Annotated in this window: 14 protein-coding genes; 5 read left to right on the top strand and 9 right to left on the bottom strand. The window is 67.3% G+C overall.

Annotated elements, in window-relative coordinates; translation table 11 throughout:
- Positions 1-19 precede the first annotated feature (19 nt).
- The 3 genes from eco to ACI2KI_RS06785 form a co-directional block, all read right to left on the bottom strand.
- Positions 20-532: a serine protease inhibitor ecotin gene (eco, locus tag ACI2KI_RS06795; RefSeq protein WP_404618616.1), complete on the bottom strand. Its 513-nt coding sequence runs from the start codon at positions 530-532 to the stop codon at positions 20-22.
- A 50-nt stretch (positions 533-582) separates the two neighbouring features.
- Positions 583-1,773: a thiolase family protein gene (locus ACI2KI_RS06790; protein WP_404618614.1), complete on the bottom strand. Its 1,191-nt coding sequence runs from the start codon at positions 1,771-1,773 to the stop codon at positions 583-585.
- Between the two features lie 66 nt (positions 1,774-1,839).
- Positions 1,840-2,673, bottom strand: coding sequence for an acyl-CoA thioesterase (locus tag ACI2KI_RS06785; RefSeq protein ID WP_404618612.1), 834 nt, complete (start codon positions 2,671-2,673; stop codon positions 1,840-1,842).
- Positions 2,674-2,850: 177 nt separating this feature from the next.
- Between ACI2KI_RS06785 and ACI2KI_RS06780 the strand changes: the two genes are divergently transcribed.
- Together ACI2KI_RS06780 and ACI2KI_RS06775 are read left to right on the top strand one after the other, a co-directional pair.
- Entirely contained in the window at positions 2,851-3,342 is a 492-nt protein-coding gene (locus ACI2KI_RS06780; RefSeq protein ID WP_292081994.1) for a helix-turn-helix domain-containing protein, read from the top strand.
- 121 nt (positions 3,343-3,463) lie between these two features.
- Entirely contained in the window at positions 3,464-4,645 is a 1,182-nt protein-coding gene (locus ACI2KI_RS06775) for a DUF1624 domain-containing protein (RefSeq protein WP_404618609.1), read from the top strand.
- Positions 4,646-4,726: 81 nt separating this feature from the next.
- Here the strand turns inward: ACI2KI_RS06775 and ACI2KI_RS06770 are convergent, their stop codons facing one another.
- On the bottom strand, positions 4,727-5,971 hold the full coding sequence (locus ACI2KI_RS06770) for a hypothetical protein (protein WP_404618607.1): 1,245 nt from the start codon (positions 5,969-5,971) through the stop codon (positions 4,727-4,729).
- Between the two features lie 255 nt (positions 5,972-6,226).
- Here ACI2KI_RS06770 and ACI2KI_RS06765 point away from each other — a divergent pair, with 255 nt between their 5' ends.
- Entirely contained in the window at positions 6,227-8,056 is a 1,830-nt protein-coding gene (locus ACI2KI_RS06765; protein WP_313105659.1) for a diguanylate cyclase, read from the top strand.
- A gap of 18 nt (positions 8,057-8,074) precedes the next feature.
- Here the strand turns inward: ACI2KI_RS06765 and mnmA are convergent, their stop codons facing one another.
- The 5 genes from mnmA to ACI2KI_RS06740 form a co-directional block, all read right to left on the bottom strand.
- Positions 8,075-9,304, bottom strand: a complete 1,230-nt coding sequence (mnmA, locus tag ACI2KI_RS06760) for a tRNA 2-thiouridine(34) synthase MnmA (protein ID WP_404618605.1) — start codon at positions 9,302-9,304, stop codon at positions 8,075-8,077.
- Positions 9,305-9,534: 230 nt separating this feature from the next.
- On the bottom strand, positions 9,535-9,819 hold the full coding sequence (locus ACI2KI_RS06755) for a DUF1153 domain-containing protein (RefSeq protein ID WP_105563033.1): 285 nt from the start codon (positions 9,817-9,819) through the stop codon (positions 9,535-9,537).
- Between the two features lie 186 nt (positions 9,820-10,005).
- The gene (flgE, locus tag ACI2KI_RS06750) at positions 10,006-11,742 is read right to left on the bottom strand and encodes a flagellar hook protein FlgE (RefSeq protein ID WP_390183095.1); all 1,737 of its coding nucleotides are present in this window, start codon (positions 11,740-11,742) and stop codon (positions 10,006-10,008) included.
- Positions 11,743-11,789: 47 nt separating this feature from the next.
- Positions 11,790-12,470, bottom strand: a complete 681-nt coding sequence (locus tag ACI2KI_RS06745) for a flagellar hook capping FlgD N-terminal domain-containing protein (protein ID WP_313104116.1) — start codon at positions 12,468-12,470, stop codon at positions 11,790-11,792.
- A gap of 3 nt (positions 12,471-12,473) precedes the next feature.
- Positions 12,474-14,336, bottom strand: coding sequence for a flagellar hook-length control protein FliK (locus ACI2KI_RS06740; RefSeq protein WP_404618603.1), 1,863 nt, complete (start codon positions 14,334-14,336; stop codon positions 12,474-12,476).
- A 411-nt stretch (positions 14,337-14,747) separates the two neighbouring features.
- Between ACI2KI_RS06740 and flgK the strand changes: the two genes are divergently transcribed.
- Positions 14,748-16,862 carry a flagellar hook-associated protein FlgK gene (gene flgK / locus ACI2KI_RS06735; RefSeq protein ID WP_390183093.1) on the top strand — a complete coding sequence of 705 codons (2,115 nt, stop codon included), beginning with the start codon at positions 14,748-14,750 and terminating at the stop codon, positions 16,860-16,862.
- Positions 16,859-17,800: a flagellin gene (locus ACI2KI_RS06730; protein ID WP_292082012.1), complete on the top strand. Its 942-nt coding sequence runs from the start codon at positions 16,859-16,861 to the stop codon at positions 17,798-17,800. The genes flgK and ACI2KI_RS06730 overlap by 4 nt, the downstream gene beginning before the upstream one ends.
- The last annotated feature ends 40 nt before the right edge of the window (positions 17,801-17,840 follow it).

Here is a 17,840-nt window from a genome sequence, read left to right as displayed (position 1 = left end):
TAGCCATGAACGGCGGGAATCAGCGCGCCGTCTGGGTCTCGCCCGCGCGCCAGACGCGATAGCGCACCTCGACGTCCGAGGGGGCGTAGACCACGACCGGCAGACGCGAGTTGTAGCGGATCAGCGGCTGTTCCTGCGTTGTCACGAAGGCTTGGCGCTCCGAGCCGGGCGGGCATCCCATCAGGGTGCTGGCGGCGTTCCCCAGGGCGGGCAGGACGTAATAGTTGTAGCCCCAGCCCTCGGCCGTGCGGGTCTCCAGGCGGCCGCCGAAGACCTGGCGGTTGCAGTCCACCGTCTGGGTCTTGCCTAGGATCAGTTCGACCTTCAGCGCGCTTTCGTCGGTCTGGGCCGGCAGGGTGATGACGTGGCGGGTCTGGCCGGCTGCAGCGGCAGGGAAGGCCTTGAGGGCGTCGGCCGCGCCGGTCTGCGCGTTGACAGAGTTGTCGGTCATGGCGCTGTCAGCCTGAGCCGTGGCGCATGCGGCCAGGGTCAGGGCCGCGACGCCGACGAAAAGGGCGGGGGTCAGTTTCAAAACGGGGTCTCCACGGCCAAGCTCGGCCTGGCCGTGGAAACGCGGATGGATCAGGCCAGTTCCACCGCCATGGCCACGGCTTCGCCGCCGCCGATGCACAGCGACGCCATGCCCTTCTTGCCGCCGCGCGCCTGAAGCGCCGCCAGCAGGGTGGACAGGATGCGCGCGCCCGAGGCGCCGATGGGGTGGCCCAGCGCCGTGGCGCCGCCGTTGACGTTCAGCTTGGCGCGGTCGATGCCCAGTTCCTGCTGGGCGATCATGGCGACGACGGCGAAGGCTTCGTTGACCTCCCACAGGTCTACGTCCTCGACCGACCAGCCCGCCTTCTTCAGCGCCTTCTGCATGGCGGGGACGGGGGCGGTGGTGAAGAGGCCCGGCTCATGGGCGTGGGCGGCGTGGCTGACCACGCGGGCGACGATGGGCAGACCCATAGCCTTGGCCGTGCTCTCGCGGGTCATGACCAGGGCGGCGGCGCCGTCCGAGATCGAGCTGGCGTTGGCGGCGGTGATGGCGCCGTCCTTGGTGAAGGCGGGACGCAGGGTCGGGATCTTGGCCGGATCGGCCTTGCCGGGTTGCTCGTCCTCGCTGACCGTGACAGGACCCTTGCGGGTGGCGACCTCGACCGGGACGATCTCGGCCTTGAAGGCGCCCGAGGCGATGGCGGCCTTGGCGCGGGTCAGGCTCTCGATGGCGTATTCGTCCATCGCTTCACGCGTGAACTGATACTGGGCGGCGGCGTCCTCCGCGAAGACGCCCATGGCCTTGCCGGGGGAATAGGCGTCTTCCAGACCGTCCATCATCATGCTGTCGACGATGACGTCGTGGCCGATGCGGGCGCCGCCGCGATGCTTGTTCATCAGATAGGGGGCGCCGGTCATCGACTCCATGCCGCCCGCGACGATGACCTCGGCCGTGCCGGCCAGCAGGGCGTCGTGGGCCATCATGGCGGCCTGCAGCCCCGAGCCGCACATCTTGTTCACGGTCGTCGCCTCGACATGCTTGCCGAGGCCGGCGCCGATGGCGGCCTGACGGGCCGGAGCCTGACCCAGACCGGCGGGCAGGACGCAGCCCATGAAGATCTGCTCGACCTTTTCAGGGGCGACGCCGGCGCGCTCGACGGCGGCCTTGACCGCGGCGGCGCCCAGATCGGTGGCCTTGACCGGCGACAGCGCGCCCTGGAAGCCGCCCATGGGCGTGCGGGCGAAGGAGACGATGACGACGGGATCGGATGCGGCGGTCATGAGGGGGCGTTTCCAGTATGAATCGTTTCGCGGGGGATTAGGGGAGGCGGAGGCCTGCTGGCAAGGTCAGAGCAGCTTCCTGCGCTGGCGAGCCAGAGCCAGCGGCCGCCCGTCCGCGCCCCAGGCGACGGCCTCGTCCACTGACCAGCCGAGGCCGTGATCCAGCAGGCGGTATTCGAAGAAGGCCCAGCCGTCAGGCGCGGTTTCGGGCGTCGGATCGGCCAGGAAGTCGTAGCGCAGGTCCACCGTCGTCATCATCGGCGGGGCGGTGAAGGCGGTCCAGGCGGGCGGATAGAGGGCGTCCAGCAGATAGGCCAGCCGCAGTTCGTCCAGCGGCGCGCCGTCCCTGGTCCGCATCCACACCCGCTCGACGACCGGCTTGCCTTCGTTGCCGCCCAGGATGTTGGGGCCCCCGTCGAAACGATAGTCGACATGCTGCGAGAAGCGCGGGGCCATGGGGCCGCTGATGCCCGGTGCGTCCTTGAGGCTGTCCAGCGACGGGGGCACGGCGAGCAGGGGGCCGAGCGGCTGGGCGGTGTCGGCGTCGGCGCCATAGGTGGCGCTGGCGTGGTGCGTCAGACGCGAGCCTTGGCCGCCCTCGACCACGGCATAGGCGACATTGCGGCCGCCGCGCAGCAGGCGCGGGCGGAATTGGATGGGCTGGCCGTATCTGGCGGCGGCCAGATACTGGACGCTGAGGCTGCGCAGCGGCGCCTTGATCTCCAGCCCCTGACGCATGGCGCCGGCGCACAGGGCCGCCAACAGGCCGCCGAACGGAAAGCCCGCCTCGGGCGGGGCGCTGATCGGGCCGTTTGAGAACTCGCCGGACAGGTGCGCCGATAGGCCCTCCTCGCAGGGCGTCAGGGTCAGGGCGTCGTGCAACAGGGCGGCTTCGGTCATCGGTCCACGCAACAGGCAAAAGAGGCGGGCGGAGACTGATGCGTCGCCGCCCGCAAGTCGAGGAATGCAGAAATCGCGACAGGACAGTCGCAAGTTCGTTGCTAAAAGAAACTGACAAACTGCGTCCCGATTGGCAACCCACTTGTCAAAAGCCTGACGCGGGGTCACTTTCCCGGCATGGGACGCACCGCCGACTATAGCCGCCAGAGCTGCTCGATCGCCGCCACGCTGGAGGTGATTGGCGACCCGTGGACCCTGCTGGTCATCCGTGACGCCTTCAACGGCGTGCGCCGGTTTGAACAGTGGCAGGACCGGCTGGGCGTGGCCCGCAACGTTCTGGCGGCGCGGCTGAAGTCGCTGGTGCAGCACGGGGTGCTGGAGCCGCAGCTCTATTCCGAACGCCCGCCGCGCAACGAGTATGTCCTGACCGCCAAGGGCAAGGATCTGTACGGCGTGCTGGTGACCCTGCACGCCTGGGGTGAAAAGCATGTGTATGGCGAGGCCGACAGCGGCATTTCCATGGTTCACAAGACCTGCGGCCACGATCTCAAGCCTCGCATCGCCTGTGGCCATTGCAATGAGATCGTCAAACCCCGCGACATAGCGCTCACCTGGGCCGAGAACCGCCCGACCGTGGGGGATGTTCTGCCGAAGGACGAGGCTGCGTAAGGCCGCGCGGACAGGGTCTGGCCGGAGTGACGTTGCGCGCTGTGCGCCGCGATGCGTCCTCGTGGGTGCTTCACTTCGGCTAAATTTGTAATGTTATTACATATCGTCTAATCGCTGCGGCATGTCGAAGCCGATCAATGCCGCTAACGGGAATTTGCACGTCATCCGTCCCGCCGCCGCTCGGATACGCATCGAATCCATCGATGCGTTGCGAGGCCTGGTGATCCTTCTGATGCTGGTCGACCATGCGCGGGAGTTCTTCTTCATCCATGCCCAGGTTTCGGACCCGATGGATGTAACCGCGACTTCGCCGGCTCTCTTTTTCACCCGCTTGACGGCGCATCTGTGTGCGCCTGTGTTCGTGGCCCTGACCGGACTGAGCGCCTGGCTCTACGCTTCGAAGAAGGGCGGCGCTCCGGCTGCCTCGGCCTTCCTGTTCAAGCGGGGCCTTTTCCTGATCTTCCTGGAACTGACCCTGGTCAACTTCGCCTGGACCTTCTCGTTGACGCCGACCACCGTCTTCCTGCAGGTCATCTGGGTGATCGGCCTGTCGATGATGGCTCTGGCGGCCCTGGTTCACCTGCCGCGCCCCCTGCTCATCGCGCTCGGCCTGATCATTGTTCTGGGGCACAATCTGCTGGACCCGATCACTGTGGCTGAGGGCGTTCCGGGCCATGCGATCTGGGCCGTTCTGCATGATCGCGGATATATCGACCTCCCCTGGGGCGGCCAGGCCCGGACCTCCTATCCCCTGTTGCCGTGGATCGGCGTCATCGCCCTGGGGTATGGCATCGGGCCCTGGTTCGTCGCCGAAGGGACGGTGCGCCGCCGGCGTTTGATTGCGCTGGGCGTTGCCATGCTGGCGCTGTTCGCCCTGCTGCGCACGATCAACCTTTACGGCGATCAGCCCTGGACCGCTCAGACCGACCTGCTGCACACCGTCATGAGCGTGCTGAACCTGACCAAATACCCGCCATCGGCGGATTTCCTTCTGGCGACGCTCGGCATCGGAGCCTTGCTGCTGGCGGCGCTGGAGCAGGCGCCGCGACGCCTGGTTGGTCTGCTGGCGATCTTCGGCGGCGCGCCCTTGTTCTTCTACCTGATCCATCTCTACGCCCTGCACCTGCTCAATCTGGGGGCGTTGGTGGCGTTGGGGCCCAATCAGGGCGAATCCTTCAGCCTTCCCGGCGTGGGCTGGATCTGGCTGCTGGCCGTGGCGGTTGCCGTTCCTGGCTGGTTCGCTTGCCGGTGGTTCGGCGAGGTCAAGCGAAACAGCACGCAGTGGTGGATGAAGTACCTCTGAAACCCGGCCAGGGCTGACGTCGAAACGTCAGCCCCAGGGATGCAGTCGTCCTGGCGTCATCCCGCGCGGGGAAGTGGCGGATCAGGGCGTCGTCGTCTCGCCTGAACCGAGCACGCTGGATGCAGTGAACGTCGGAGCCAGAATGGCGATATCGTAGCCCAGCGCCATTTCCCGCCACTCCTGCGGTGCGGAGGCCAGGCCCTCGGCCCTGAGTTTGCGGAGATCCACCAGTATCCACGACCCGGATGCGGCGTCAGTCGGCGATGCCAGGACGACATCCTTGCGCCAATCAGGCTCCTGGGTCGCCATGTCGAACGCGCGTTCGGCGGTGGGGCGGCCGACGCCATTATAGCTGCCGTAGGAGCCCTTTGCGCCCTCGATGAGGATGTGCGTGGCCGTGACGCCTTCGCCCTCGGCACGTTCGGCCACATAGGCGCCCAGGTCGCGCTGATCCAGCGGGTTAAGCGATTTGTAGAAATGCCAGGCGCCGAACTTCATCAGCACCCTGGCTTCGGGATTTTCAGAAAGGCGGGCGGCGAAGGTTCGCTTCATCAACCGCGCCCGGCGCCCGTTGGGGTCCCCCTTGCGCGCCTGCGACGCCTGATAGATTGCGCGGGTCTCTGTCAGCAGGCCAAACAGATAGCGGACGCGCTCCCCGCCATCCTGCGAGACTGCGGCGGCCGCCTGGTCGAGGTCGTCTTGCGTGACCGAGAGCAGGAAGAGGTCACCGGGCGAGGCTGATGCGAGTGCAGCAGTGGTCGCCTCCCGAGCCTGCGCGGCCAGACCGATCAGGGCGGCCCGGGCGAGAGGACCGGGTTCGGCGGCGAGCATTTCCTCGAGCAGATAGCTGCCGGATCCGAGAAACTCCTGGTCGAGACCCCATAGCTGGAAATCCGGTCCGGCGGCGGCGGCGCAATCGCCCGCCATCCGGACTTCATCCCGCCCGCCGAAGAAGGCGATGCCGTCCGGATGGACGCGCAGGAAATCAGCGATCCGGGCTTCGCGATTTTCCGATCGCATGGCGGAATCGACAACGCGGGCCGCTTCCGGACCGGTTTCGATGGCCATGGCCGTCAGGCCGGAAGGCGCCATCAGACGACAGATCTGGGTTGTCAGGACCGGGATCTCCCGCGTCATGTGGCTTTCGCCGATCAGAACATAGCGGCTGGCGGCGATGGCTTCTGACAGGACGGGCGCGCCTGCGCCGGAAAGGCCGTCCGGACTGACGTTAAGGGGGGTGATCACTCCGGCGAGACGAGCCGTCAAGGAGGAAGGCGTCGCTTCCTCGGCGACCGAGCCGGTCGCAAAAGCGCTCAGGCTGGCCATCAAGACGGCAGACAGGCCCGGATGAAATCTTCTCATGCGTTTCCCCCAAAAACGACTCGACAGATTTTGGTCTAGCAACGCCTGAAAAGGACAACCAATGAACTCGAGTCCATGTCCGGGCCGTATCTGCATTGGACCAGGCGTCGGCGATAAAGGGCGTTGCCATCAACATGGCGTCGGGATCGGACCTCGTGACCGTCGAGGGCGGAGAAAACGTTCAGTTTCCGTCAACCCTCCGCCGTTAACCTTTGGGCCATGTTTCTGTCCCTGACGTCCAGGATCGCCGCCGTCGGCGCCCTGGTGGTGATTGCTTTGCTGGCCCTTGTGGCTTCCCTGGTCGACGCCTCGCGGCAAAGTCGCGAGAGCTTCCGCTGGGTGACGCATTCCGCTGAGGTGATCGAGGCCATGGAAGAGACCATGGCGGGGCTGAGGGACGCCGAATCCGGCCAGCGCGGCTATGTCCTGACGCGCAACCCTGGCTATGCGGAGTCCTTTGATCGAAGGGTGGCGGACTCGCTGCGGTCCTTCTCGAAGCTGGTCGAGCTGACCAAGGACAATCCGATCCAGCGGGCGCGCGTTCAGGCGTTCGGCGGTCTGATGTCGGAGCGGACCGAACTGCTGCGTCAGCCGCTGGACCTGGCGCGTCAGGGCCGCTTTGACGAGGCCGAGGCGGCGGTCGCCGGGGGGCGCGGGCTGGATTCCATGGGGCAGGTCCTGCTGGCCTCGCAGGAGTTCCTCAGCGAGGAGCGCAGGCTGCAGACCGAGCGGATCGAGGCCGCCGAGCGCCGTCTCGAATGGGGCAAGCGGTTGGCCCTGATCGGCGGGCCGCTGATCGCCCTGTTCTCGCTGTCGGTGTCCTTCATGGTCATCCACCGTATCCGCCAGCCGGTGCGGGTCATCACGCGGGCCATGACCGGTCTGGGCGGCGGCGATCTGGAGCGACGCATTGTCGGGCGCATGGGCTCGCGCGAGTTCGACCGTCTGGCCGACGGCTATAACGACATGGTGCAGCGCCTCGCCACGGCTTCCGATGACCAGAGGCGCAGCGAACGTGAGCTGAAGCGGGTGCACGACGAGCTACTGAGCAGCAGTCAGGTGTTGCGCGAACGGGGCGAGGTGATCGAGCTGCTGGGCGGCATGGCCCACCGGATGCAGGCGGCCCGCACCGAGGCGGAACTGGCCCAGGTCATCCACGCCTTCGTGCCCCGCGTCCTGCCGGGGCTGCCAGGAGTGCTTTACGCCTACAACAACTCGCGCAACCTGCTGGTCCCTATCTCGACCTGGGGGGACCATGACGGCGACGGCGACGCCTTCGGGCCGGATCAGTGCTGGGCGTTGCGGCGCGGCCAGAGCCATTTCGTCAGCGAGCCGGGCACGGACATCGTCTGCGACCACGTCGGCCATTCGGAGCACGCCTACCACTGCGAGCCGCTGCTGGCCTCGGGCGAGGTCATCGGCGTCCTGCATCTGGACGGGGTGCTGGATGTCGAGAGCGGCTTCCGCATCAAGGTTCTGGTCGAGAACATCGCCTCGGCCATGGTCAACCAGCAGCTGCAGCGCGACCTGAAGGAACAGACCATCCGCGATCCGCTGACCGGCCTGTTCAACCGTCGCTACATGGAAGAGGCCCTGGCGCTGGAGGTGGCGCGGTCGGCTCGGTCAGGCAGCCCTCTGTGCGTGGTGATGTGCGACGTGGATCATTTCAAGCGCTTCAACGACGAGTTCGGCCACGATGCGGGCGACCTGGTGTTGCAGGCTGTCGCCGCCGAACTGGGCCACCGTTTCCGCGACGGCGACATTGTCTGCCGCTACGGCGGCGAGGAGTTCACCATCATCGCCCCCGGCACGACGCCCGAAGCCCTGCTGCAACGGATCGAGACGGTGCGGCAGGCCATCGCCGGCATATCCCTGCGTCATCGCAATCAGGCCCTGGGCAGCACCAGCATGTCCTTCGGCGTCGCCAGCTGGCGGCCGGGCATGGACCGCGAGGGCCGCGCCGCCCTGCAGGCGGCCGATGCGGCCCTCTATCGCGCCAAGAAGGAGGGCCGCAATCGGGCCGTCCTTCATCTTGAGGAAGCGGCCTGAGGGCAGGCCGCCGTTTTGTCAGCCGGCGGCGACCGCCGTCGTGCCGCTGATGAAGCCGCCGCCGAGAACGCGGTCGGGGTCGGCGGGGTCGTAGAGGGCGCAGGCCTGGCCGGGGGCGACGCCTTCTTCGCCTTCATTGAAGACGACCGAGACGATGTTGTTTTCATCCAGCGCCAGACGGGCGGGGGAAGGCTGGCGGGTCGAGCGGACGCGGGCCAGGACGAGGGCGCCGTCGCGGGCGGCTTCCTCGATCGTGGCCTGATCGCCCAGCCAGTTGGTTTCTTCCAGCGTCAGGCTGGCGGTCAGCAGGGCTTCGCGCGGGCCGACGATGACGCGACGCTTGTCGGGGTCCAGTTTGGTCACAAACAGGGGCTCGCCCACGGCGACGTTCAGGCCCCGGCGCTGGCCGATGGTGTAGTCGGTGATGCCGCCGTGCTGACCCAGAACACGGCCGTCCATGTGGACGATCTCGCCCGCCTCACGCCCTTGCGGACGCAGGCGGTCGATCAGGGTGCGGTAGTCGCCGGACGGGACGAAGCAGATGTCCTGGCTGTCCGGCTTGGCGGCGATACGCAGGCCCAGGGCGGCGGCGACGCCGCGCACCTGGGGCTTTTCCAGATCGGCCAGGGGGAAGCGCAGATAGTCGAGCTGATCCTGGGTGGTGGCGAACAGGAAGTAGGACTGGTCGCGCGAGTGGTCGATCGCCTTGCGCATCTGCGAGCGGTTGCCGACGGCGGCGCGGCGGACGTAGTGGCCGGTGGCCATGGCCTCGGCGCCCAGGTCGCGGGCCACGTCCAGCAGGTCGCGGAACTTGACCGTCTGATTGCAGCGGATGCAGGGAACCGGGGTCTGACCCTTCAGATAGCTGTCCGCGAACTGGTCGATCACCGCGTCCTTGAAGCGGCTTTCGTAGTCGAGGACGTAGTGGGGGATGCCGATGAGTTCGGCGGCCAGACGGGCGTCGTGGATGTCCTGACCGGCGCAGCAGGCGCCCTTTTTCTTCAGGGTTGCTCCATGATCGTAAAGCTGCAGCGTGACGCCGACCACGTCATAGCCGGCCTTGTGCAGCAGGGCGGCGACCACGGTGGAATCCACCCCGCCCGACATGGCCGCGACCACGCGCGAACCGACCGGCAGGCCGACGGCCTGTCGCGCGCTCTCGATCGCGGCGTCCATGTCGGCGGCGCCGGACATGGGGGCGATGGTCGGAACGGGGCAAATGTCGTCGGCCAGGGTCATGGCCGCCATATAGAGGCACGCGCGTTCGATTTCGAGGCGGGGGCGTTAAAACCTGAACACCGTCATCCTCGGGCTTGATCCGAGGATCGAGCGAAGTGGCGCGTTAATGGTTTCGACGTTGCGCAGACGGACAACCCGATCCTCGGGTCAAGCCCGAGGATGACGGCGAGGAGAAGGAAGCGAAATGCAAAAGGCCGCCCGTTTCGGGGCGGCCTTTGATCTTGTCGAGGCGCGAGACCTTAGTCCCGGTAGCTCTGAATGCGCGTGGTGCGCAGGCCTTGCATGCCCCATTTGTCGATCGCCTGTTGCCAGGCGATGAATTCCTCGGCCGTCAGACGATACTTCGTCAGGGCGTCTTCCAGGCTGATCAGACCGCCGCGAACGGCGGCGACCACCTCGGCCTTGCGGCGGATCACCCAGCGGTTGGTTTCCGCCGGCGGGAGATCCCGCAGGGTCAGGGGCGTGCCCGTCGGGCCGACCACATATTGTTCGCCTCTACTATTAAGGCGTCGCTCTTGCAGCATGGGCTTAAGCCTCTTTCACCACCACCATCGACGCGTACCCTAGGCGCGCCCCGGCTAAGGGGCGTTTAAGCGTCGTGGTGAAGGAATGGCTAAGACGCATCCTCCGTCCCCGGCGCATCGAAAGCGCCGGAAACGAAGGATTCATCGAGTCTAACGGAGGCTTACTCATCGATTCCTGTTAGCCGATCAGCGCTTGATGCTGAGCAGCTCGGCCAGCATCTCGTCCGCCGTCGTGATGATCTTGGACGAGGCCGAGTAGGCGCGCTGGGTGGTGATCAGGCTGGTGAACTCGGCCGACAGGTCGACGGTCGAGGATTCCAGCTGCTGGGCGGCCAGCATGCCGGCGCCGCCGGTGCCTGCGGCCTTCAGGTTGAAGGTGCCGCTCTCCAGGCTGACGCGGAAGGCGTTTCCGGACACCTGACGCAGGCTGTCGGGGCTGGGGAAGGTGGCCAGGGCGACCTGGGCGATCCGGCGCATGACGCCGTTGTCGAAGATGGCGGTGACGAAGCCGCTCTCGTCGATCTTGATCTCGGACAGGTTGCCGAAGGCGGTGCCGTTGGTGACCGTCGACTGGACGATCGAGGCCGTGTTCAGCTGGCTGAGGCCGCCCGCCGAGGTGTTCAGGTCCAGGGTCAGGACCTGATCGGAAATGCCGAGGCCGTCCGCCCACTTGATCCGCTGGCTGTTGGCCGGGAGCGTCAGGTCGACGGCGGAATCGGAGGCTTCGAAGTTGATGGTGGCGTTATTGGGGTCGTCGAACAGACCCGTGCCGGCGGGCCAGCCCTGCATGGTGGAGACGTCGAGGCGGCCCGAGGGGGTGAAGGCGATCAGGCCGGTCTTGATCTGACCGTTGGAATAGGCGCCGCCGGTGACCACGTCATCGGCCGGAACCGCGACGATTTCAGCGTACCACTGGTTGGCCACGTCGCTCTTCAGCAGGCGGATCTCGACGTTGCGCTGGCCGCCCTTGGAGTCCGAAACGGGGATGTTGATCTTGAAGTCCGGCTTGATGCCGACCGGGTTCTCGTCGTCGCCGTTGTACATGGCCATCGAGTTGATCGACGGATCGTACTTGGTCTTGGCGATGTTGTCGCTGGCGATGCCCAGACCGGGCGAGCCCATGGCGACGGTGACGCCGCCGCCCAGGTCCAGGTCGGTCAGGGACTGGGCCACGCCGCCGACCGTGAAGCCGGTCAGGGCGCCGGCGGCGTCATAGGTGGCGACGCCGTTGATGGTCTGGGCGCCGGACTTGACCGTCACATTGTACTCGCCGGCCACGCCCGTGGGGGCGTAGCGGACCGAGAAGTCCTTGGGCCCCGAGGCGGCGGGGACCACGGCGACGTTGGTGTACTTCTGCGGGCTGGCGGCGGTCGAGACGACCTGGCCGGAATAGAGGTTGGCGTTGATCTGGGCGCGCGTGGTCTTTTCGGCCGTGCCGCCGACGGTGCCGATGTTGATCGAGCGCAGGCGCGTCAGGTCCGAGGGGTCGGTGGCGATGTCGCCGTTGGAGTCGACCGGCCAGCCCTGCAGATACAGGCCTGCGCTGTTCTTCAGATAGCCCAGGTTGTCGATGCGGAAAGCGCCTGCACGGGTGAACAGGCGGCTGTCGGTCGCGCCGACGCCCTCGGCCTTCTCGGTCGTGACGAAGAAGCCCTGTCCGTCGATGGCCAGGTCGGTGCTCTCGGTCGTACGCTGCAGCTGGCCTTCCTGGCTGATGAAGTGGCGCGCCGTGGTGATGACGCCGCCTGCGGCGTAGCCGCCGCCGGTCTTGGCCTGGCTGTTGACCAGGGTCTGGAACTCGCCCTGGGTGCGCTTGTAGCCGATGGTGTTGACGTTCGCGATGTTCTGCGAGATCGCGGCCAGGGCGGCGGAGTTGGCGGAGAGGCCGGAAACGCCGGCCTGCATGGCGCTGTTGATGCTCATTGTATCGGCTCCTTAGGCGGAAACTGGATAGGGGAGAGGGACGCCGTTCAGGCGTCGGTCTCCGGCGTGATGGGGGGCTGAACGCTGGCGTTTTTCTCGTCGAGCGCGATGATGCTGGAGAGCGGCATGACCGAGCTGCCGATCGTGACGTAGGGTTCGTCGGCGTACATCTCGACGCCGGTGATGCGGCCGCGCATCAGGACCTGGGCGTCGACCTTGCCGCCGGTAGCGTCCTTGGCCGTGACCTTCAGGGTATAGACGCTGCCGTCCTGACCTTCGGTCCAGTTGAAGTCGTGGACGCCGGCGCCGGCTTCCGGCGCAGGGCCCTTCCAGACGACCTGACCGGCGGCGTTCAGGACCTGAAGCTCGACGTCCGAGGCGTTCGTGCCCAGTTCGTAGCTCCACGAGGCCTTGCCGTCGGCGGCCTTGGTGGCGTCCCAGACAGCGGTGGCGTCCTTGCCGATATAGTTGGAGGCGCTGGCCAGACCGTCGCCCTTCTGGCCGTTCAGCAGGGCGGTCAGCAGCTGGTTGGACAGCAGTTGCTGCTCGACGCCGGCCATCTGGGTCAGCTGGGCGGTGAACTGGTTGGAGTCCATCGGCGACAAGGGGTCCTGGTTCTTCAACTGCGCGGTCAGCAACGAGAGGAAGGTCTCGAAGTTCGACGCCAGCATGGTCGAGCCGGTGTTGATCTTGTCGTTGGCGGTATTGGCTGTGACGGCGGTGACCATCGGTCAGACCTTCATATCGACGCGGTCAGGCGTCAGCGAAAGGGAGGCCCAGGGGCCAGGAGGCGGCAGGGCCGTGTCGGCCTGGGCGGCCAGACGGGCGGCGCCGGCGAAGGCGCGACGGTCAGGGGCGCGGTCGAAGGCGCCGCCGCCGCTGAAGCCGGAGGAGGGATTGCGCTCCGAGAACTCGAGTGAGTCCTGGGTCAGCTGGAAACCGGCGTCCTGAAGCTGGCGACGCAGCTCGTCGGCGCGGGCGCGCAGGTCGGTGGCGGCGGCCGGGTTGTCGAAGGCCAGGCGGGCGGCCAGTCGACCGTCTGAATCGATTTCCAGGCTGACGTCGACGCGGCCCAGACCTTCGGGCGTCAGGGCCATGTCGAAGCGGGTCGAGCGGCCTTCCAGCTTCCGGATGATCTGGGCGGCCAGTTGCGCCGTGGTCTCGACCGTGGCGCGCGACAGCTGCGACAGGCCCAGGTCGCGCTGACCTGCCGGGGCGGCGGTCTGGGCGTCGAGCAACTGTTGCGAAGGCGCCAGGTCGGCCGAAGCGTCCAGCGGCGCAGCGTCAGCGGGCGGGACCGCGGCGGGCGTCACGGCGTCGTTCAGCGCCGCCGTGGCGGCGGCGACGGGGGCGGCGGAAGGCGTCGAGGCCGACAGGATCGATCGGCCGGCGGTGCTCGTCTCCGTCCTGGCCTCGACCGGGGCATTGGCCGTTGCGGCGTTGGAGCGGCGCTCGTCCAGACGGGCCGAACCGTTGCGCGACGGGGCAGGGGCGGGAGCGGCGACCGCAGAGGGCGGGGGGGCGGGCGCGGCCTCTGCCTCGGCTTCGGTCGAGACGACAGCGGCCGCGACAACCGGTTCCGGCGCGTCGGCGTCAGGGGCGGGTTGCGAGACCGGGGGCGTCGGGAACTGCGCTGTGACGGCGGGCGCGGGGTGTGACGCGGGCGCGGTGATCGAGGCCGTCACCGAGGCCGGCAGGGGCGACGCGGCAGGTTCCGCCGCAGCGGTCCGGACGGTGGCGGGGTCGGGCGCCGGGCGTTCCGAGGCGGGCTCCGGAACCGCCGGCGGGACGGCCGGGGCGGCGACAGGAGCGGGGGCTGAGGACTTCACAGGGGCGGGCGCGACCGTGGCGCTCTCGGCCTGTCGAGGCGCGATCGCTTCCTTGGAAATCGAAGGCGTGGCGACGACGGCGGTCTGGGCGTCGGGCGTGGCGGCGGGCGTGACGGCGGCGGTCGGCGGCGCCGGACGTGCAGTGGGGGCTTTAAACTCGCCTTCAACGGGGGCATCGCCAGCCGCCCGAGGCGCTGTTGGCTCCAGCGCAGCGGCCACGGGCCGAGAAGGCGTCTCGCGGGGCTCCGTCGGAGCGGCGTCGGACAGGGACGAGGCGACCGGCGCGGCCGGCGCCTTGGCGATCTCGGGCGCCAAGTTCGAGGCCTCGGACGTGGCCATCTTCAGGTTCGGGTTCGCCGGCGCGGCGGCGTTATCGACCTGGGACGGCGTCGGCGAGGGGGTTTGCGGCGCCTTGGGAGCCGCGCCTTCAGGCGTCGCGGACGGGACGGGCGAAGGGGCGTTCGCGGCGTCGGCGCTTTCGACGGCCGCATCAGGGATGATGGGCGAGACGACCGACGGGGCGACAGGCGCGATCAGCGGCAGGGGAGGCCAGGCCGGGGCCGTATCGGCCGCGACGTTGAGCGAAGGCGCCTCCACAGCGTCGGATTCGATGGGCGCGGCATCCGGGGCGGCCTCGCCTTCGCTTGCGCCCTTCATCGGCGCCGAGACGGCCGCCACCAGGCCCGCGAACAGGGCCTCGTCCGCCGCCGTATCGACGGAGGCGGCGTTCGCGCCGACCGGGGCGGTCGGGGCGATAAGGGACATGACGCTGAGCGCGGACATGAGAGGCGGCGAGGCTTTCGCTGGATGGGCGGCGCCTACTGCGCTCGGGCTATTCGAAACCGCTGGCGCAAGGCCCGGGCCAAGTTGTGCGAGTTGATGCAACTAATTGAAAAATATCGAAATATATTGACTGTGATCAACGATCTCATCCCGCATTCGCCCGGCGGATCTTGCCGCGCCTTGCGCTTTTTGCCGGGCGGCGGCGGGCCGAACTGACCGGGCGACGTCATGGCCCGCGAATTGCGCCGTGCCTGCTGAACGCACAGGGGCTGAAAAGCCGATGTCTAATAAATTCAAGGAGTTGGCTAGAATGGCTAACCGGAACGCCGGGCAAGATTTGCGCGCAGGCCAGCAAGGCTTGCCGGGCGCGGCCCTGTATGGAGCCCGTTTCTGATGTCTTTGAACTCGATCATGCACATCGCCACGTCGGGCATGAACACCGCCCAGACGCAGCTGCGGGTGGTTTCCGACAACGTCTCAAACGTCAACACGCCCGGCTATATCCGCAAGGTGGCCGATCAGCAGTCCTGGGCCAGTCAGGGCACGGGCGCGGGCGTCGAGATCGCGCGCATCCGTCTGGCCACCGACCGCTTCCTTCAGGCCGCCAGTCTGAACGCCGGCGCCGACGCCGGGCGTCAGGCGGTGCGGTACGAACTCTATAATCACATCCAGTCGCAGTTCGGCGATCCCGGCGCGGACACCGGCTTCTTCGCCCAGATCGACAAGATCTTCTCGGCCTTCTCGACCTCGGCCGAGAACGCCACCTCGGGGCCGCTGCGCCAGGACGCGATCTGGAAGACCCAGGCCATGTTCGACGAGGCCGCGCGCGTGGCCAAGGAGATCCAGAGCACGCGCGAGGAGGCCGATGGGCGTCTGCGTACCGCCGTGGATCGGGTCAACGGCCTGGTCGAGCAGATCGAGAAGCTGAACGTCGAGATCGCCAAGGCCAATGTGGTCGGCACGGACTCGACCGGGGCCGAGACGGCCCAGGCCGCTCTGATCAACGAACTGTCCGAACTGCTGGACGTGCGGATCACGACCCGCTCGGTCGGCGGCGTCGAGGTGCGCACCGGGAACGGCATGCTGCTGGCCGGGCAGGGCGCGTCCAAGCTTGAGTATCAACGGGCGGGCGCGGTCTCGGCCGAGACCGTCTTCAACCAGATCATGATCACCGAGCCCAATGGTCAGCGCCGACCGCTGACCGACGGCTTGGCCTCGGGCGAGATCAAGGGGCTGCTGGAACTGCGCGACGTGGACGCGCCGGCCGCGGCCGAGCGCCTGGGTGAGTTGATGACGCGCCTGGCCGACGAACTGAACCGTGCGCACAACGCTTCGTCGGCGGTTCCGCCGCCCCAGGTGCTGAACGGCCGCAATGTCGGCCAGTCGCTGGAGACGGCGCTGACGGGCTTTACCGGCGCCACCACTATCACCACGGTCGACGCCCAGGGCGTGATCCAGAACTCGGCCCGCATCGTCTTCTCGGGTGGGACGATGACGATCAACGGCGTGGCGGCGACGCCGGCCACCTTCCTTGCGACCCTGAACGGCCAGCTGGGCGGAGCGACCGCCAACTTCGTCGACGGCCGCCTGAGCATCCAGGCCCCTGCAGGGCAGGGCGTCGCGATCGCCGATGACGCGACCAGCCCCAGCACCAAGGCCGGACGCGGCTTCTCGCACTATTTCGGGCTGAACGATCTGGTGTCGACGGAGCGCCCGGCGCTCTACGACACGGGCCTGACGCCCGCTTCGCAGCACGGGTTCACGGCGGGCGAGACGATCAAGTTGCGCTTCACCGATTCCTCGGGCTCGCGCATTCGCGATATCGCAGTGGCGGTTCCCGCAGGTGCCGGAACCATGTCAGAGCTGCTGACCGCCCTGAATGATCCCGCAACCGGCGTCGGCAATCACGGCAGCTTCAGCCTGAACGGCGCGGGCGAACTGATCTTCACCGGTCATGGTTCGCCGCCGTCGACCATGTCGGTGGTCGAGGACGGAACCCGTCAGGTTCCCTCCGGTGTGTCGATGAGCGACCTGTTCGGTCTGAGCGGCGCGCGCTCGTCCCGCGCCGGCGGGTTCACCGTCCGGGCCGACATCGTCAAGGATCCCTCGATGCTGGCCCTGGCCCAACTGAACCTGGGCGCGGCGGCGGGCACGGCGGCGCTGAGCAAGAACGACGGCAGCGGCGGGCGTCTGCTGGCCAAGGCCGACCAGAACGCCACCGCCTTCTCGGCGGCGGGCGGGGCGGGCAGCGTCTCCATGTCCCTGTCGCGCTACGCGTCCGAATTCTCGGGCGAGATCGGCGGCAAGGCCACCATCGCCAAGAACCGCTCGACCAACGCCACGGCCCTGTACCAGGAGGCGGCCGCGCGACGCAGTTCCGTCGAAGGCGTCAACATGGACGAGGAACTGGTGCTGATGACCACCTATCAGCAAGCCTTTAACGCTTCGGCGCGTCTTATTCAGGCGGCGTCCGAAATGTACGACACCCTGATCGGAATGATGCGATGACCCGCGTTTCGACCTTTGGAAACTATCAGTCGGCCCTGCTGCACCTGATGAACGCGCAAGCGCGCGGCGAGGAAGCGCAGAACAAGGTAAACACGAAGAAGAACGCCACCAGCCTGGTCGGCTTTGGACGGCAGTCGGAAACGGTGATCGCGCTGAAGTCCAGCCAGACGCGCATCCAGGGCTTTATCGACACCAACAAGACGGTGGCCGATCGCCTGACGATGCAGGACCTCGGGCTGGGGCGCGTCGCCGACGCGGCGACCGCCGGGCGCCAGGCCATCGCCAACGCCATCGCCGCGGGTCGCGTGGACGGGCTGATGTCCGAGATGGAGACCATCTTCAAGATGGCCCAGGACGGCCTGAACATGAAGCACCAGGGCAAGTTCCTGTTTTCGGGCGGGGCCGTGGACCAGCAGGCGGTCGTCTTGCCTAACGTGCCGCCTGGCGCCACCGACCTGGAAAAGCTGGCCGCCATGCCCGGCGTCGGCGGGGCCTTCATGAACGATCAGCTGAAGCAGTCGTCGGTCCTGGATGAGACGGTCACCATGGACACCGGCTTCCTGGCCAGCGACGCGGGTCAGGCCCTGTTCGATGTCTTCCGCGATCTGCAGATCCTGCATCAGACGGATCCGATGAACGGGCAGATGACCGACACCCAGAAGACCGCACTTACGACGCTGATGACGCGCTTCGAGACGGCGGCCAAGGACGTGGTCAACATCCAGGCCAAGAACGGCTCGATGCAGGCGCGGGTCGACAATCTTCTGGAGGCTCAGGAGTCACGGAAGATCTCGGTCGACACCATGCTGTCGGGCAAGACCGACGCCAACATGGCCGAGGCGGTGACCGAGCTGGAGATGGCCCAGATCGCCCTGCAGGCCTCGGCCCAGGTGCTCAGCCAACTCCGACAGGTGTCGCTGCTCGACTATCTTCGCTGACGCTGAAAAATAGAGGCGGCTGAACGAAACCGTGCAGCCG

The sequence above is a fragment of the Brevundimonas sp. NPDC046655 genome, assembly GCF_044901625.1.
Taxonomy (GTDB): Bacteria; Pseudomonadota; Alphaproteobacteria; order Caulobacterales; family Caulobacteraceae; genus Brevundimonas.
The sequence above is the reverse complement of the archived record's forward strand: the minus strand, read 5'-3'. Positions and strand labels throughout refer to the sequence as shown.

Bases quoted from the DNA above. Each gene is read 5' to 3' on its own strand.
- ACI2KI_RS06765 (WP_313105659.1), top strand. From the start codon at position 6,227: ATGTTTCTGTCCCTGACGTCCAGGATCGCCGCCGTCGGCGCCCTGGTG.
- flgK (WP_390183093.1), top strand. From the start codon at position 14,748: ATGTCTTTGAACTCGATCATGCACATCGCCACGTCGGGCATGAACACC.
- ACI2KI_RS06770 (WP_404618607.1), bottom strand. From the start codon at position 5,971: ATGGCCAGCCTGAGCGCTTTTGCGACCGGCTCGGTCGCCGAGGAAGCG.
- ACI2KI_RS06790 (WP_404618614.1), bottom strand. From the start codon at position 1,773: ATGACCGCCGCATCCGATCCCGTCGTCATCGTCTCCTTCGCCCGCACG.
- flgE (WP_390183095.1), bottom strand. From the start codon at position 11,742: ATGAGCATCAACAGCGCCATGCAGGCCGGCGTTTCCGGCCTCTCCGCC.
- ACI2KI_RS06775 (WP_404618609.1), top strand. From the start codon at position 3,464: ATGTCGAAGCCGATCAATGCCGCTAACGGGAATTTGCACGTCATCCGT.
- mnmA (WP_404618605.1), bottom strand. From the start codon at position 9,304: ATGGCGGCCATGACCCTGGCCGACGACATTTGCCCCGTTCCGACCATC.
- ACI2KI_RS06745 (WP_313104116.1), bottom strand. From the start codon at position 12,470: ATGGTCACCGCCGTCACAGCCAATACCGCCAACGACAAGATCAACACC.
- ACI2KI_RS06755 (WP_105563033.1), bottom strand. From the start codon at position 9,819: ATGCTGCAAGAGCGACGCCTTAATAGTAGAGGCGAACAATATGTGGTC.
- ACI2KI_RS06780 (WP_292081994.1), top strand. From the start codon at position 2,851: ATGGGACGCACCGCCGACTATAGCCGCCAGAGCTGCTCGATCGCCGCC.
- ACI2KI_RS06740 (WP_404618603.1), bottom strand. From the start codon at position 14,336: ATGTCCCTTATCGCCCCGACCGCCCCGGTCGGCGCGAACGCCGCCTCC.
- ACI2KI_RS06785 (WP_404618612.1), bottom strand. From the start codon at position 2,673: ATGACCGAAGCCGCCCTGTTGCACGACGCCCTGACCCTGACGCCCTGC.
- ACI2KI_RS06730 (WP_292082012.1), top strand. From the start codon at position 16,859: ATGACCCGCGTTTCGACCTTTGGAAACTATCAGTCGGCCCTGCTGCAC.